General features: G+C 72.6%; 15 protein-coding genes. 6 read left to right on the top strand and 9 right to left on the bottom strand.

What is annotated here, in order from left to right; genetic code table 11:
* Positions 1–14: 14 nt before the first annotated feature.
* The 4 genes from ACS04_RS30505 to gdhA all read right to left on the bottom strand — a co-directional run bounded on the left by ACS04_RS30505 (position 15) and on the right by gdhA (position 4526).
* Complete coding sequence (locus tag ACS04_RS30505) at positions 15–857, bottom strand: DUF4097 family beta strand repeat-containing protein (RefSeq protein ID WP_048480068.1); 843 nt, start codon at positions 855–857, stop codon at positions 15–17.
* 76 nt (positions 858–933) lie between these two features.
* Positions 934–1458 carry a toxin-antitoxin system HicB family antitoxin gene (locus tag ACS04_RS30500; RefSeq protein ID WP_048480067.1) on the bottom strand — a complete coding sequence of 175 codons (525 nt, stop codon included), beginning with the start codon at positions 1456–1458 and terminating at the stop codon, positions 934–936.
* A gap of 228 nt (positions 1459–1686) precedes the next feature.
* Positions 1687–3039 carry an AMP-binding protein gene (locus ACS04_RS30495; protein ID WP_048480152.1) on the bottom strand — a complete coding sequence of 451 codons (1353 nt, stop codon included), beginning with the start codon at positions 3037–3039 and terminating at the stop codon, positions 1687–1689.
* A gap of 131 nt (positions 3040–3170) precedes the next feature.
* The gene (gene gdhA / locus ACS04_RS30490; protein WP_048480066.1) at positions 3171–4526 is read right to left on the bottom strand and encodes an NADP-specific glutamate dehydrogenase; all 1356 of its coding nucleotides are present in this window, start codon (positions 4524–4526) and stop codon (positions 3171–3173) included.
* A gap of 230 nt (positions 4527–4756) precedes the next feature.
* Between gdhA and ACS04_RS30485 the strand changes: the two genes are divergently transcribed.
* Entirely contained in the window at positions 4757–5233 is a 477-nt protein-coding gene (locus tag ACS04_RS30485) for a GNAT family N-acetyltransferase (protein ID WP_048480065.1), read from the top strand.
* On the opposite strand, the gene ACS04_RS30480 is transcribed toward ACS04_RS30485, so the two are convergent.
* From ACS04_RS30480 to ACS04_RS30470, 3 genes are all read right to left on the bottom strand, one after another.
* Positions 5230–6234: an AraC family transcriptional regulator gene (locus ACS04_RS30480; protein WP_048480064.1), complete on the bottom strand. Its 1005-nt coding sequence runs from the start codon at positions 6232–6234 to the stop codon at positions 5230–5232. The genes ACS04_RS30485 and ACS04_RS30480 overlap by 4 nt on opposite strands.
* 34 nt (positions 6235–6268) lie before the next feature.
* The gene (locus ACS04_RS30475) at positions 6269–7099 is read right to left on the bottom strand and encodes an NAD(P)H-binding protein (protein WP_048480063.1); all 831 of its coding nucleotides are present in this window, start codon (positions 7097–7099) and stop codon (positions 6269–6271) included.
* Between the two features lie 78 nt (positions 7100–7177).
* Entirely contained in the window at positions 7178–7393 is a 216-nt protein-coding gene (locus ACS04_RS30470; protein ID WP_048480062.1) for a DUF4287 domain-containing protein, read from the bottom strand.
* Positions 7394–7571: 178 nt separating this feature from the next.
* On the opposite strand from ACS04_RS30470, the gene ACS04_RS30465 reads away from it, so the two are divergent.
* Positions 7572–8126, top strand: coding sequence for a flavoprotein (locus ACS04_RS30465; protein ID WP_048480061.1), 555 nt, complete (start codon positions 7572–7574; stop codon positions 8124–8126).
* A 13-nt stretch (positions 8127–8139) separates the two neighbouring features.
* On the opposite strand, the gene ACS04_RS30460 is transcribed toward ACS04_RS30465, so the two are convergent.
* Together ACS04_RS30460 and ACS04_RS30455 are read right to left on the bottom strand one after the other, a co-directional pair.
* Entirely contained in the window at positions 8140–8646 is a 507-nt protein-coding gene (locus ACS04_RS30460) for a DinB family protein (protein ID WP_048480060.1), read from the bottom strand.
* A 286-nt stretch (positions 8647–8932) separates the two neighbouring features.
* Positions 8933–10249, bottom strand: a complete 1317-nt coding sequence (locus tag ACS04_RS30455; RefSeq protein ID WP_048480059.1) for a cation:proton antiporter domain-containing protein — start codon at positions 10247–10249, stop codon at positions 8933–8935.
* Between the two features lie 292 nt (positions 10250–10541).
* Between ACS04_RS30455 and ACS04_RS30450 the strand changes: the two genes are divergently transcribed.
* The 4 genes from ACS04_RS30450 to ACS04_RS30435 all read left to right on the top strand — a co-directional run.
* The gene (locus ACS04_RS30450) at positions 10542–11219 is read left to right on the top strand and encodes a ScbR family autoregulator-binding transcription factor (protein ID WP_048480058.1); all 678 of its coding nucleotides are present in this window, start codon (positions 10542–10544) and stop codon (positions 11217–11219) included.
* A gap of 180 nt (positions 11220–11399) precedes the next feature.
* Positions 11400–12662 carry a ParA family protein gene (locus tag ACS04_RS30445; protein ID WP_048480057.1) on the top strand — a complete coding sequence of 421 codons (1263 nt, stop codon included), beginning with the start codon at positions 11400–11402 and terminating at the stop codon, positions 12660–12662.
* Positions 12659–13621 (top strand): ParB/RepB/Spo0J family partition protein, encoded by a 963-nt coding sequence (locus tag ACS04_RS30440; RefSeq protein ID WP_048480056.1) that lies wholly within the window; start codon positions 12659–12661, stop codon positions 13619–13621. Before ACS04_RS30445 ends, ACS04_RS30440 begins: the two co-directional genes overlap by 4 nt.
* Positions 13622–13748: 127 nt before the next feature.
* Positions 13749–14664 (top strand): helix-turn-helix transcriptional regulator (locus ACS04_RS30435; RefSeq protein ID WP_048480055.1); only part of this gene is annotated, 916 nt, incomplete at its 3' end.

Below are 14664 nucleotides of genomic sequence, written 5' to 3'. Positions count from 1 at the left end.
TGGGTGTCCGGTGCTCAGGCCCGGGCGCGGCGGACGTCGATGTTGCCGTGCCGGGTACGGGCGCGGACCTGGACGGTCTCCTCGCCGCCCTCGGGGCTCTCGGACGGGGTCAGCCCGTTGCGCACCTGGCCGGAGGTGGAGGTGACGTCGAGCCAGGCGGCCGTGCCCTCGCGGACGCCGACCTCGATGGCCCCGTACGAGGTCTCCAACTGGACGGTCCCGCGCACCACTTCGCCGACGCGCAGCGTGCCGTGGGCGGTGGTGGCGGTGACCGAGTCCTCGGCCCGCCGGATCTCGATGTCGCCGTTGGCGCCGCTCACCCGCAACTCGCCGATCGCAGCGCCGACGGTCGTGGTGCCGTGCGAGTTCTTCAGGACGGCCGGCCCGTCGACGAGGCCGACCCGCAGGCTGCCGGAGCTGGTGGTGATCTCGGCCGGCCCCTCGACCCGGTCGACGGTGATGGACCCGTGCGAGGCCTTCAGGTGCAGCGGGCCGGTGGTGTCGAGGCGTACGTCCCCGGACGAGGTCTTCACGCGGACCTCGCCGAGCCGGCCCTCGCCGAACACCTGGGTCCAGGAGCCGGTCATGTCGATGCGCGAGCCCGCGGGCAGTTCGACGGTCACGTCGACGACTCCGGTGCGGCCGAACATGTTGGACTTGGGCGTCCTGAGGGTCAGTTCGCCCCCCGAGCAGGCGACCTCGGTCTGCTGGGCCGTCCGCACGTCCAGGTCCTTCTTCGGGTCGCGGGGGCGCACCTCGACGACGGTGTCGGCGCGCTCACCGGCGACGAACTGGATGGAACCGGCCTCCACGCGCGCCGTGGCCGAGATCGGTTCGGGAGTGTCGAAAGAAGGCATGGCTGTCCCGTCCTCTTGGGTCAGTGGGATGAAGTGGTGGCTTGTGCGTGCGTACGTGCGCGGGCGGGGCTTTGAGCTACCGCACCCAGCCGGTGATGCTCTGTCCGACGCTCTTGGCCTTCTCCGCCGGGCGCGGCCGGGCGCCGCCGTCGACCGCGGCCGACACGGCCCGCACCAGCCAGGCGTTGACGGACAGGCCCTCGCGATTGGCGGCCTCCTCGGCGCGCGCCTTGAGGTGGGCCGGCAGGCGCAGGTTGACCCGGGCGGTGCTGCCCTCGTCCCCGTCGGGCACGACCGGGGCCGGCGCCGGGAGCGGCTCGAAGGGCGCGGGAGGCCCGGCGGGGGCGCCGCCCTCCGCGGGCGGCAGCGTGACCACGAAGTCCGGGTCCAGCCCGCGCAGCCGTACGTCGACCGAACCGGGCGCGAGCTCGCGGGTGATCTCGTCCATCGCGGCGGACAGCACGTTGAGCATGGTCAGCCGGGTCGCCGACTCCAGCGGAGCCGTGAGGCGATCGGCCAGTGCGCGCGCTTCCTCCCCACCGGCTTCGGCGGCCACCGCGAGCTCGCGGCGAAGGTTGTCGACATAGGGCGTGAGGTCCATGGCTCAATGATGGCACCACGATGGCGCCACTTGCAAGCCTCCATGGCGCCATCGGTGGCGCCAGACTCCGGAAACCGGCTCCCACCTGCGCAAACACCGGGTAAATTCCTCAGATCACAAGGATCCGGCACCGGCGGACGCACTCCCGAAGGCACCGTGTGGCACCGCTTGGCGTCACGTGGCGCCACTTGGCGCCCCCCTGGCACCACATGACGCCACCCGCCCCCCTCAGCCCGCCTGCGGTCCGTACTCCCCCGTCAGCAGCAGCTTCTTCTGCGGCTTGCCCATCGCGTTGCGCGGCACCGCCGCCACGAACCGCACCTCCCGCGGCCGCTTGTGCACGGACAGGTGCGCGGCGACGAAGTCCGTGAGCTCCTCCCCCGTCACCCCCTGCGCCACCACGAACGCCACGATCCGCTGCCCCAGGTCCGCGTCCGGGACCCCCACCACCGCCGCCTCGCTCACCGCGGGATGGTCCAGCAGCGCGTTCTCGATCTCCCCGGCACCGACCCGGTACCCACCTGTCTTGATCATGTCGATCGAGGCCCGTCCCACGATCCGGTGCACCCCGTCCGCCTCGTCCACGGCCGCGATGTCGCCCGTACGGAACCACCCGTCCTCGGTGTACGCGGCCGCCGTGGCCTCCGGCCGGCCCAGGTACCCCGCGAACAGCGTCGGCCCGGTCAGCTGGAGTTCCCCGATCCCGGCACCCGGCTCGGCAGCGATGCGCGTACGGATCCCCGGCAGCGGGGTGCCGACCGTACCGGGCCGTACCTCGCCACCCGCCCGCCCGCTGATCGTGATCAGCGTCTCCGTCATCCCGTACCGCTCCACCGGCCGCAGCCCGGTCAGCCGCTCCAGGTCCCGGAACACGGGCGCCGGCAGCGCCGCGCTGCCCGACACCAGCAGCCGCGCCCCCGACAGGGCGCCCGCGGCCTCCGGCTCCGCCGCGATGCGGGACCACACCGTCGGCACCCCGAAGTACAGGCTCCCGTGCGCCTGCGAGTACGCCTGCGGCGTCGGCCGCCCGGTGTGCACGAGGCGGCTGCCGGTGCGCAGCGGCCCGAGCACGCCGAGGACGAGCCCGTGTACGTGGAACAGCGGCAGCCCGTGCACGAGGGTGTCCTCGGCGCTCCACTGCCAGGCGCCGGCCAGCGCGTCGAGGTCGGCGGCGAGGGCCGCGCCGGTCAGGACCACGCCCTTGGGCGCGCCCGTGGTCCCGGAGGTGTACAGCACCAGGGCCGGGTCCTCGGGCGCGGCGGGCGGGCCGGTCCGGTCGGAACGCCGGGCGAAGTCCACCTCCACGACCTCGGCCCCGGAGTCCCGCAGGATGTGCTCCCGTTCGGCGGGCCCGGCGTCGGGCGGCAGCGGTACGAACGGCACCCCGGCCAGCAGCCCGCCGACGGCCGCCGCCACGGTCTCCAGGGAGGCCGTCGCCGTCATCGCGAAGGCCTTCGCCCCGGCCACGTCGGCGGCCACCGCCCGCGCCGCGCCGAGCAGTTCCTCGTACGAGGCGCTGCGCCCCGCGACGCGGACCGCGTCCGCCCTGTCCCCGTAGACCCCGTCCAACGCCGTCAGCACGCTCGTGTCCCCCTCGGTGTTCACTCCGTCGGCTCGGCCCCAGGCTACGGGCCCGCCCCCTCCCCGGGCCCCGGCGACGGGCCCGGGGGCGGCCGGAGCCCCGGACCCCGTACCGCGTGTCCCGCAGTCGCTCAGATGACGCCCTGGGCGAGCATCGCGTCGGCGACCCGCTCGAAGCCGGCGATGTTGGCGCCCGTCACGTAGTCGCCCGGCGCCCCGTACCGCTCGGCGGTCTCGTACGCGACCGCGTGGATCGCGCCCATGATGCGCGCGAGCTCCTCCTCCACGCGCTCCGCGCTCCACGCGATGCGCGCCGCGTTCTGGCTCATCTCCAGCGCGCTGACGGCGACTCCGCCCGCGTTGGCGGCCTTGCCGGGCCCGAACGCGACCCCGGCCTGCTGCAACAGCCGCACGGCCTGCGGTGTGGTCGGCATGTTGGCGCCCTCGGAGACGGCCTTGACCCCGCTCGCGATGAGCGTACGGGCGTCCTGGCCGTCCAGTTCGTTCTGCGTGGCGGACGGGAAGGCCACGTCCGCCGGGACATCCCAGACCCGGCCGCCCTGCACGTATCGCGCCGAGGTTCCGCGCCGCTGCGCGTACTCGCTCACCCGCCCGCGCTCGACCTCCTTGACCTGCTTCAGCAGCGCGAGGTCGATGCCCTTGTCGTCGACGACGTAGCCGTGGGAGTCCGAGCAGGTCAGCGGGTTGGCGCCGAGCTGCTGGAGCTTCTCGATCGTGTACAGGGCGACGTTGCCCGAGCCGGAGACCACCGCGGAGAGGCCGTCCAGGGACTCGCCCCGGACCTTCAGCATCTCCGCGGCGAACAGGACGCTGCCGTAGCCGGTGGCCTGCGGCCGGATCGCGGAGCCGCCCCAGCCGGCGCCCTTGCCGGTCAGCACCCCCGCCTCCCAGCGGTTGGTGATGCGCCGGTACTGGCCGAACAGGTAGCCGATCTCGCGGCCGCCGACCCCGATGTCACCCGCGGGCACGTCGGTGTGCTCGCCGATGTGCCGGTGCAGCTCGGTCATGAACGACTGGCAGAACCGCATGACCTCGGCGTCCGAGCGCCCGCGCGGATCGAAGTCGCTGCCGCCCTTGCCGCCGCCGATGCCGAGGCCCGTCAGCGCGTTCTTGAAGATCTGCTCGAAGCCCAGGAACTTGACCACGCCGATGTCCACGGAGGGGTGGAAGCGCAGGCCGCCCTTGTACGGGCCCAGCGCGCTGTTGAACTCGACGCGGAAGCCGCGGTTGACGTGGACCCGGCCGCGGTCGTCCTGCCACGGCACCCGGAACACGATCTGCCGCTCCGGCTCCGTCAGCCGCTCCACCAGCGCCACCGCCGGATCCGCGTACTCGGGCCGCGCGGCGAAGACGGGGGCGAGGGTCTCCAGCACCTCCCGCACCGCCTGGTGGAACTCCGGCTGCGCGGGGTTGCGCCGCTCTATCTCGGCCCGCAGTGCTTCCAGCGTGTCCTTCGAGTCCTTCACGTATGTCCTCCGGGGGGGTGCGGGTGCGTAGACGACGGCACGTGCATGGTGCCATCAGCTCCGCGAACACCGGTCGCTTCCGGGCAGAGTCTGTACGCACACGCGCACTTTTCCCAAGCCACCTCCACCCCCGGGCACCCCAGGTGCCCCTACGACCGGCCGACCCGTGAACGAGCGGGCGCTGCCGATCCGATCAGCAGGGGGGTCGCAGGCTCGGTTAGGGTGCGGCCATGAACACCCCCGCACTCCGCCTGGAGCCGGTCACCGCAGCCAACTTCGACGCGGTGTGCGCGGTCCGGGTACGGCCCGACCAGGCCCATCTCGTCTCCCCCGTGGTCAAGTCCCTCGCCGAGGCCTACGTCCACGGGGACACCGCCTGGCCGCGCGCGATCGTCGACGGCGACGAGGTCGTCGGTTTCGTCATGGCGTTCGTCGACTTCGCCTGGGATCCGGAGCGGGACCCCGCCGACATCCGCTCGGGCATCTGGCGCCTGAACGTCTCCGCCGACCACCAGGCCAAGGGGTACGGCCGCTTCGCGGTCCGGGCCGTCACCGCCGAACTCCGCCGCCGCGGCTCAGGGCGCGCGTACGTCACGTGGGAGCCCGGCCCCGGCACGCCCGAGCCGTTCTACCTGGGCCTCGGCTTCCGCCTCACGGGCGAACTGAGCGGCGGCCAGACCGTAGCCGTACTGGACCTCTCGGCCTAGCCGACCGGCAGGACCACCGTCCGCGCGGGTCCGGCGGCCGGCGGCCGGGGCGTCGGCGCGGCCCCCGGCCCCGTGCGGAACTCCTGCGGGCTCACGCCCCGTACCCGCTTGAAGGCCGTCGACAGCGCGAACGCCGACCCGTACCCGACGCGCCGGGCCACCGTCGCCACCGTGGCGTCCGGCTCCCGCAGCAGATCGGCCGCCAGCGCCAGCCGCCACCCCGTCAGGTAGGCCATCGGCGGCTCCCCCACCAGCTCCGTGAACCGCCGCGCCAGCGAGGCCCGCGAGACCCCGGCCTTGTGCGCGAGCTCCTCCACCGTCCAGCCGTGGGCCGGGTTCTCGTGCAGCAGCCGCAGTGCCCGCCCGACCACCGGATCACCCTGCGCCCGGTACCAGCCCGGTGCCCCCGAGCCGGGATCCGCGAGCCAAGTGCGCAGCACGCCGATCAGCAGGAGGTCCAACAACCGGTCCAGGACCAGCTCCTGCCCTGGCTCGGCCCGGGAGATCTCCGAGCCCAGCAGCCCGATCAGCGTGGTGTCCGCGGCCGCCGCCGGCCGGACCACGATCGTCGGCAGTGCGGCCAGCAGCCGGCGGCTGATCTCACTCGGCGCCTGGTAGGTGCCGCTCAGCATCACCGCCGACCCCGCCGCCTGGTGCTCCGCTCCCCAGGTGCGCACCCCCAGCGCCATGCTGTCGGTGACGTCCTCGCCGTCCGCGGTGCTGCACCGCTGCTCCGGGTCGACGGTGACCTGCACCGGAGTGTCCGGGGAGTCGGCGATCGTGTAGGGCTCGGGCCCGCGTACGACGGCCACGTCCCCGGGCCCGATCAGCACCGGCTCGCCGCCATCGGGGAGCAGCCAGCTCGTACCGCGGACCATCGTGGCGACCGACAGCGGGGCCCGGTCCTCGATCCGTACCGCCCAGGGCGGGTTGTAGACGGCCTTGAGCAGGAATGCGCCCCGGGCCTTGGGGCCTTCGAGGAGGCCGGTCAGCGTGTCCATGGCCCCATCCTCTCCCCGCCCCCGCGTCAGACGCTCACACCTCCCAGACACCGCTCGCCGCCGCCTCCCGGGCGTAGTCGGCGAAGTCCTTGGGCTCCCGGCCGAGCACCTCCCGCACCCCGTGCACCAGGTAGGCGTTCCGCCCGTCGAGGATCTGCGTGAACAGGTCGGCGAACTCCTGCGGCAGGCCGATCTCGCGGAGCACGCCCCGGTACGCCTCGTCCGAGACGGGTACGTACGCGATCTCGCGTCCCGTCGCCTTCGACAGCTCGGCGGCGACGTCGGCGAAGCTCATCAGCCGCGGCCCCGACAGCTCGTACGTCCGGCCGCTGTGCCGGTCGTCGGTCAGCGCGGCCACCACCACCTCGGCGATGTCGTCCGCGTCGACGAAGGCCTCCACGGCGTCGGCGGTCGGCAGGGCGAGCTCCCCGGCCCGTACGGGCTCCAGGAAGAAGTCCTCGTCGAAGTTCTGGTTGAACCAGCCGGCCCGGACGACCGTCCAGTCGGCCCCCGACGCCTTCAGGCACTCCTCGGCGTGCTGGGCGGCCGCCTCGCCCCGCCCGGACAGCAGGACCAGCCGGCGCGCCCCGGCGGCCACGGCCACCTTAGCGAACGCCCCGACCTGCTCGGCGGCCCCGGGCATGCCGAGGTCGGGGTAGTAGGTGACGTACACCCGGTCGACGCCCGCCAGCGCCGGCCCCCAGGTCCCGGGGGCGTTCCAGTCGAAGGCGGGCGTCCCGGTACGCGAACCGATGCGCACGGGACGCCCCAGGGCACGAAGCTTCTGCGCCACGCGCCGACCTGTCTTGCCGTTCCCGCCGAGGAGGAGGGCGGCGGGCGAGTTGTCGTTCGTCGTCTGTGTCATGGCTCAAGTCAAGCCCGCCCGGACGAGGCGCGACATCGCCGAGGAGCTCAACTCCATACGCGAGCGTCCACGCGCGGCTCAGGCCGACCCCGCGTCCTCCTTCAGGGTGTGGGCGACGAGGGCGTTGGCGTGCCCGTGACCCAGTCCGTGCTCAGCCTTGAGCCAGGAGACCAGTTCCATGTGCTTGGTCAGCGGCGAGGACCGGATCAGGTCCTTCCACTCCGTGACGGGGCGCCCGTACTTCTTCTCGATCGAAGGGAAGTAACTGGCGGGGCCCTTCACCGGCTCGCTCATCTCCGCGTTCTCCTGTCGTACCGACTGCCGTCCTCTGTCGAAAGGTAGACGCCGCCCGCACCCGAAACTCATCGGCTCCCTCGCCAAGTCGACAGGAAACGGGGCAGGCTTCGTCCGAAGTGGCCGATCGCCCTCCCTCAACTAGGGACGAGATCAAGCAATGTGATCACATGTCGGTATGACCCCCACGAGGACTCTCTACCTGCTCTGCTCCGCCGCCCCGCCCGTTTTCGACGTGGCCCACGTGATCGAGGACGCCCAGTCCCGCGGCTGGGACGTCTGCCTCGGCCTCACACCCACCGCCGCGCACTGGGTCGCCGGAAGCCTCGACGGCCTGGCAGCCCTGACCGGGCACCCGGTGCGCTGGCAGTACAAACTCCCCGGGGAGCCGGACGTGTGGCCGCCCGCCGACGCCCTGCTCTTCGCCCCGGCTACCTTCAACTCCCTCAACGCCTGGGCCCTCGGCCTCACCGATCGCTTCGCCGTGGGCGTCGCCGCCGAGGCGATCGGCAAGGGCACCCCCGTCGTCACCATGCCCTGCACGAACGCCGCCCTCGCCGCCCACCCGCAGTTCGACCAGTCCCTGGCCACCCTGCGCGCCGCCGGAGTCTCCGTCCTCCACGGCGAGGGGGGCTTCGTCCCCGGGCCGGTCGGCCCCGACTCCCCGCCCCACTTCCCCTGGCCGGCAGCCCTCAACGCCCTGGACGGCGCGAGCGCCCCGCACCTCCCGTGAGACGCGGCGGCGGCTACTCCCCGGTCGCCCCGTCGATCGCCTCGCGCAGCAGGTCCGCGTGCCCGTTGTGCCGGGCGTACTCCTCGATCATGTGGGCCAGGATGTAGTGCAGCGAGTACTCCTCCTCGCCGTACCGCCCCGTCACGTCGAGCGACTCGGCGGCGTCCACGATCGCCCGGGACCGCGCACACGTGTCCTCCCAGATCCTGAACGCCTCCGCCGGGTCGGCGTCCTCGACGTGAAACGCCGTCCACTCCCCGGCCGGATTCTGCGGGAAATAGCCGCGTACGTCCTCGTCGTTCAGGACGTTGCGGAACCACCCCCGCTCCACCTCCGCCAGGTGGCGCACCAGCCCGATGAGACTCAGCCCGGACGGCGCGACCGCCTTGCGCCGCAGCTGCTCGTCGGTCAGCCCCGCGCACTTCATCATCAAGGTGTCCCGCTGCCGCTGGAGCATGCTGGTCAGGGTGGCCCGCTCATCGCCCACCAGCACGGGCCGGGTCCGCTGTTCATCGATCATCACCCGATGATCACAGCCGCCCGCCTCCCCCGCCGCCCATTCCACATCCCGGACCGTTAACGCCGTTAACGCCGTTAACGCCGGACCGCCCCGTCCGGCGGCGGACCACGGCGCCGCCCACGCGGGATCCATCCCAGTGGATCATTAACGGCGTTAACGCCCGGCGGCTCCAGAGGCGCTGACCGTTAACGCCGTTAACGCCGTTGGCGCCCTATGCCACCCGGAGCCAGTGACCATTAACGGCGTTAACGCCCGACACCCCAAGAAGCCGTGACCATTAACGGCGTTAACGCCCCGGGCCGACCGGAGCGGCCGTACCGCCCCCGGCCCCCTCCCGTGCCCGCCCCCGCAGGGCTCGTACGACGGGGCCCGTCACCGCCGTCGTCACCAAGGCCATCAGCACCAGCGCCGTGAACAGTTCCGGCCCGATCACCCCGAGCCCGAGCCCCACGTTCAGCACCACCAGCTCCGTCACCCCGCGGCAGTTCATCAGCGCCCCCAGCGTCACCGCGTCCCGTACCGGCTGCCCCGCCAGCAGCGCGGCCCCGGCACCGCCGCCCCACTTCCCGGCGACCGCGACGGCCAGCACCGCCGCCGCCCACATCCACGCGGCGCCGCCCCCCAGCAGCCCCACGTCCGTCTTGAGCCCGCTCCCGACGAAGAACAACGGCAGCAGCACCGGCACCGCGAACGCCCGCAGCCGCTCCGCCGCCGCCTCGACCCCCTCCGTCCTCGGCACCACCGCCCCGAACACGAAGGCTCCGAACAGCGCGTGGACCCCCATCGCGTCGGTCGCGTACGCCGACAGGCAGAGCCCGCTGCACAGACCGACCACCATCCCGGCACCCGGTTCCCCCTCGGAAGCCCACCGCTTCACCCCCCACGCGAGCACGGGCCGCACCCCCCACCACATCCCCGCCAGGAACACCGCGGCCAAGGCCCCCATCCCGGCGATCCCCCACCCGGCCCCTTCCCCTACCCCTCCCCCGCCCGCGCCCCCGCTCCCCCGCGGCTGCGCCAGGGCCACCACCAACGCCAGCAGGCACCACGCCACCACGTCCGCCACCGCCGCGCACGCCATCGCCAGAGCCCCCACAGGCGTCCCGTACAGCCCCTGGTCCTTCAGGATCCGCGCCAGCACGGGGAAGGCGGTCACGCTCATCGCGACGGCGACGAACAGCACGAACTCGGCGCGTCCCACCCCCTCCGGCGCCAGCCTCCCGTACATCGCCAGCGCCAACAGGCTCCCGAGCCCCAGCGGGATCCACACGCTCGCCTGACTCACCACCGCCACGGCCCGCCCCCGCCCCCGCAGCAGCCCGGGGTCGAGCTCCAGGCCGATCAGGAACATGAAGACCAGCAGCCCCAGGTTCCCCAGAACCCCCAGGTACGGCAGGACCTCGCCCGGCAGCAGCCACCGGCTCACCGCGGGCCAGAGCCACCCGAGCAACGAGGGCCCGAGCAGGATCCCCACCAGGATCTCCCCGACCACGGCCGTCTGCCCGAGCCTGCGCATCAGGGCTGCGGCCACGCCGCAGGCGAGGACGACGACGGGTACGGCCACCAGCACGGCTTCGAGCGGATCGCGCGACGCTCCCACCATCACAGGCTTCCGCCGAAGCCCCGCTCCGGCAAACAACCGCCCCACACTTCCCGGGGTCCGACCGTTAACGGCGTTAACGCCGTTAACGTCCTCGGCCCCCACACACCGTCAGTCGCCCGTCAGTTAAAAGTACTTGTCGGCTGGTTTTCTTCGGCACCACCCGACTAGATTGAACCTTGTACGAGTCTTGGCCGCCGCCGCAGAGCCGCCGCAGCAGCAGTAGGTCCGGGACCCACACACCGCCGACGGCAACCGGCAAGCGGCGAGCGCCAACGCACCAGGAGATCCCCACATGGCAAGGGCCCGGCAGGAACGTGCCGAGATCACCAGGCAATCGATCCTCGACGGGGCGGCCATCGCCTTCGACCGCTTCGGCTTCGGCGCCGCCAGCCTCAGTGACGTGGTCAAGCACGCCGGAGTCACCAAGGGCGCCCTCTACTTCCACTTCCAGTCCAAGGAAGCGCTCGCCCGCACCCTGATGGACGAGCAGTTCCAGGTCTCCGAAGGCGTCCCCGCGATCGAGGAGCCCGGCCTCCAGACGGTCATCGACCTGACGCACCAGATGGCACACGGACTGCGCTCCAGCGTCCGCATCCGGGCCGCCATCCGGCTCGTCCTCGAGTTCGGCTCCTTCACCAACCCGGACCCCACCCCGTACAACACCTGGATCGACACCGCCTTCGGCTGCCTGAAGCCGGCCCAGGACCGCGGCGACGTCCTCCCGTCGCTCGACCTGTACGACCTCTCGACGTTCCTCGTCGGCTCGTTCACCGGGATCCAGGTCACCTCGCACGTCCGCACCGGCCGTGGCGACCTGCACACGCGGATCGTCGACCTGTGGAACTTCCTCCTCCCGGGCATCGTCCCCGCCGACCGTCTCCCCCGCTTCGACCCGGCCGGCTCGCCCGCCTGCCGGGCCGAACTCGGGCTGACCACCACCCCCGACTCCGTGGCGGTGGCGGTCGGCTGACTGCGCGTACAGGGCGGCCTCGCACACGCCGTGGTGAACCACGGGGGTGCTCGCTACGGCGTGTGCGAGGCCGCCCTGCGGCGTTCCCGGAGTCCCTCATGCCGCCTCTGGAGCCATTTCGTTAGCAAAACCCAAGCGTGGCGCGCACATCGGCCCGCGAACGTTAGTAAAGTCCCTCTCATGACTTCGCCCTCGTCTCAGAGCGACCGAGAGAAGGTCGTCTCCAAGCTCCCCCCGTGGCTCCGCCAGGAGTTGAAAATCCGCACCGCCCAACTGCGGGTCGACATCCAGGACGCCGTCCACCAGGGAATCTCCCACTGGAGCGCCCTCGCCTCCGCCCCCTCCCCCGTCGACACCTCGGGTGCCGAATCGTTCTCCACCTGGCTCCCCGCCGGCCAGTGGGAGTCCTTCCGCGCCGACTCCAAGGACCGCGGCGTCTCCCTCATCCAGGGGCTCGCCCAGGCCGTCCGCCTCTGGCTCGAGATGAACCCGGCGCCCACCGTCAAGCGGCCCTCCGTCGTCCGCCGCATCGTCGTGTGCAACCAGAAGGGCGGCGTCGGCAAGACCGCCATCACCGCCGGCACCGCCGAGGCCCTCGCCGAGGACCCGGACAGCCTCCACCCGGTCCGCATCGCCCGCCAGCTGGCCCGCGCCGCGTCCGAGGAGGGCACCGCCGACGGGGAGCCTGAAACGTCCTCCCCCCTGGACCTCGAAGACCTGCCGGGCCTCGGCATGCGCGTCCTGCTCATCGACTTCGACCCCCAGGGCCACCTCACCAAGCAGCTCGGCCAGCAGCCGCTGCCCATCGGCGGCGACAGCCTCACCTGCCACATGGCGGGCGAGGCCAAGGGCCCGCTCGCCGACCTGATCGTCCCCGTCCCGGACCAGCGTTTCGGCAACCGCCTCCACCTCCTGCCCGCCTGCACGGACGCCTTCCTCCTCGACGTCCGCCTCTCCACGGTCCGCGCCCGCGAGGCCGCCCTGGAACGGGCGCTGTCCCCCGTCGAGTCCGAGTACGACGTCATCCTCATCGACTGCCCGCCCAGCCTGGGCCTCAGCATGGACGCCGCCATCTACTACGGGCGCCGCCGCGACACCGAGCAGCCGGGCGCCTCCGGCGCGCTGATCGTCGTACAGGCCGAGGACTCGTCGGCCGACGCGTACGACCTCCTCACCTCGCAGATCAACGACCTGCGCGACGACCTCAGCCTCGACATCGACTACCTGGGTCTCGTCGTCAACCTCTACGACGGCCGCCGCGGCTACATCGCGACCTCGTCGCTCCAGGCATGGATGGACATAAAGGATCCGCGCGTCGTCGCCGTCGTACCCGACCTCAAGGAACAGCGCGAGGCCGTCCGCGTGAAGCAGCCCCTGTTCGTCTACTCACCCAAGGGCGACCAGGCCATCGCGCTGCGCGCCCTCGCCAGGGAGATCTCATGAGCAAGGCCGACAAACTCGGAGTCTCCGCCTCCTTCGCACGGGCCCAGCCCGTGGGGGTGAGCCCCCGCCGCGCGGCGATCGCGGAGGCCACCGGAGCCCCCACCTCCGGCATGGCCGCGCCGTCCGAGGTCCCCATCGAGGCCCTCGCCCACAACCCGTTCAACCTCCGCGAGGACCTCACCGAGCTCGACGAGCTGGCCCAGTCCCTCATCTCCCGCGGCCAGCTCCAGCCCCTCGCGGTCGCCACCCGCATGGCCTTCATGGAGGCCCACCCGGGCCAGACCGACGGCCTGGGCCGGGCTCCGTACGTGGTCATCGACGGCAACCGCCGCCTGGCGGCGGCCCAGCTGGCCGGCCTCAAGACCATGCACATCCACGTGAACGACGCCCTCTCCGCCTCCGCGGCGGACATCCTGGAGTCGGCCCTGATCGCGAACGTCCACCGCGTGGACGTCGCCCCCATGGACCAGGCCCGCGCCCTCCAGGAGCTCGTCGACGTCCACGGCTCGCAGGCCCAGGTCGCGAAGCGGCTGGGCAAGACTGCGGCCTGGGTCTCCCAGCGCCTGACCCTCCTGAACCTCACCCCGGCCCTCCAGGAGAAGGTCGACACGGGAGAGCTCAAGGTCGAGCCGGCCCGCCGGATCGGGCGGCTGCCGCAGGAGCAGCAGGAGGAGGCGGCCGAGGACACCCTGCACTCCCCCAACCCGCCGCGCCAGCGCACGCACACTCCCCCGCCGACCGTTAACGCCGTTAACACCCCGGCCCCTGCTCCCGCCCCTGCCCCGGCAGCGGCGCCGGCCCGTCCGACCGTTAACGCCGTTAACGCCCCCGCTCCCGGGGCCGCCCCCCGGATCACGATCGCGACGGACTCCCCGGAAACGATCGCGGACTCCCTGACGGCCCACCTCACTCCGGACGACCTCAAGGCCGTCACGGAACTCCTGATGCAGCGCCTCTGAGCGCGCATCCGATGCGGCACCCCACGCCGGGGGCGTTAACGCCGTCAACGCCGTCAACGCCCCCACGTGCGCTTCATGTGCGTTCAACGGTGCGGTTCACCTAGGCTGCACCCGGAGGTAAGCACCAATGCCCGACGAACAAGAGAGCCTCTTCGCGGCGGTCGACGCGCTGCTGGAAGAAGCCGCCCAGGACCCGCTCCCGCACCCGGACGAGCGCAAGCGCCTGCGCGAGGCCGCGGGCCTGAGCCAGGACCAGATCGCCAAGGCCCTGTCCGTCCGCCGCGAAACGATCACGTCCTGGGAGACCGGCCGTACGGCCCCCCGTGCCCCGAAGCGCGCCGCCTACGCCCGCCTCCTGGAAGGCCTCTCCACCCTCCACCCCGTTAACGCCGTTAACGCCCCGCCCCCGACCGAGCCGACCGTTAACGGCGTTAACGGCGTTAACGCTCCCGCGCCGAACCAGCCCACCGCGCCGACGCCCGCAGCCCCGGCGAAAGCCCGGACCCTTAACGCCGTTAACGCTCCCACCCCGGACCCGGCCGCCGCAGCTCAGCTCGCAGCCCCCACCCCGGCGGAGACCCAGACCGTTAACGCCGTTAACGCCCCGACCCCCGCGCGCGCCGCAGGCCCCCCGCGCCGCACCCCCTCGGGGTCCGGGGCGCAGCCCCGGTTCCGGGAAGGGACGGGCAGGGGGACGGCCCCGCAGGGACCCCACCCCACCCCTCTGGAAGGGAACGGCCCCCTCGTCGTCCTCGACGGCACCGACAAGGCCCACGCCGCCCAGGGCCTCCTCCTCCCCCTCCCCCCCAAGGCCCGCACCGACCTCCCCACCCTGATCGCCTGGGCCCTCGGCCCCGAGGCCAACCTCCGCTCCCCCCGCCTCCACCGCAACGGCAAGGACGGCGACCCCCTCCTCGTCCTCACCGCCGCCGCCGCCGAGGCCCTCGGCCTCCCCCCCACCCTCGAAGACCGCCGCACCCTCCGCCTCCCCGACGACCACCCCACCCTCAAGCTCCTCGCCAAGGCCAAGTGGCAGCTCACCC

The organism is Streptomyces roseus (assembly GCF_001044425.1).
GTDB classification, from domain to species: domain Bacteria; phylum Actinomycetota; class Actinomycetes; order Streptomycetales; family Streptomycetaceae; genus Streptomyces; species Streptomyces roseus.
The sequence above is the reverse complement of the archived record's forward strand: the minus strand, read 5'-3'. Positions and strand labels throughout refer to the sequence as shown.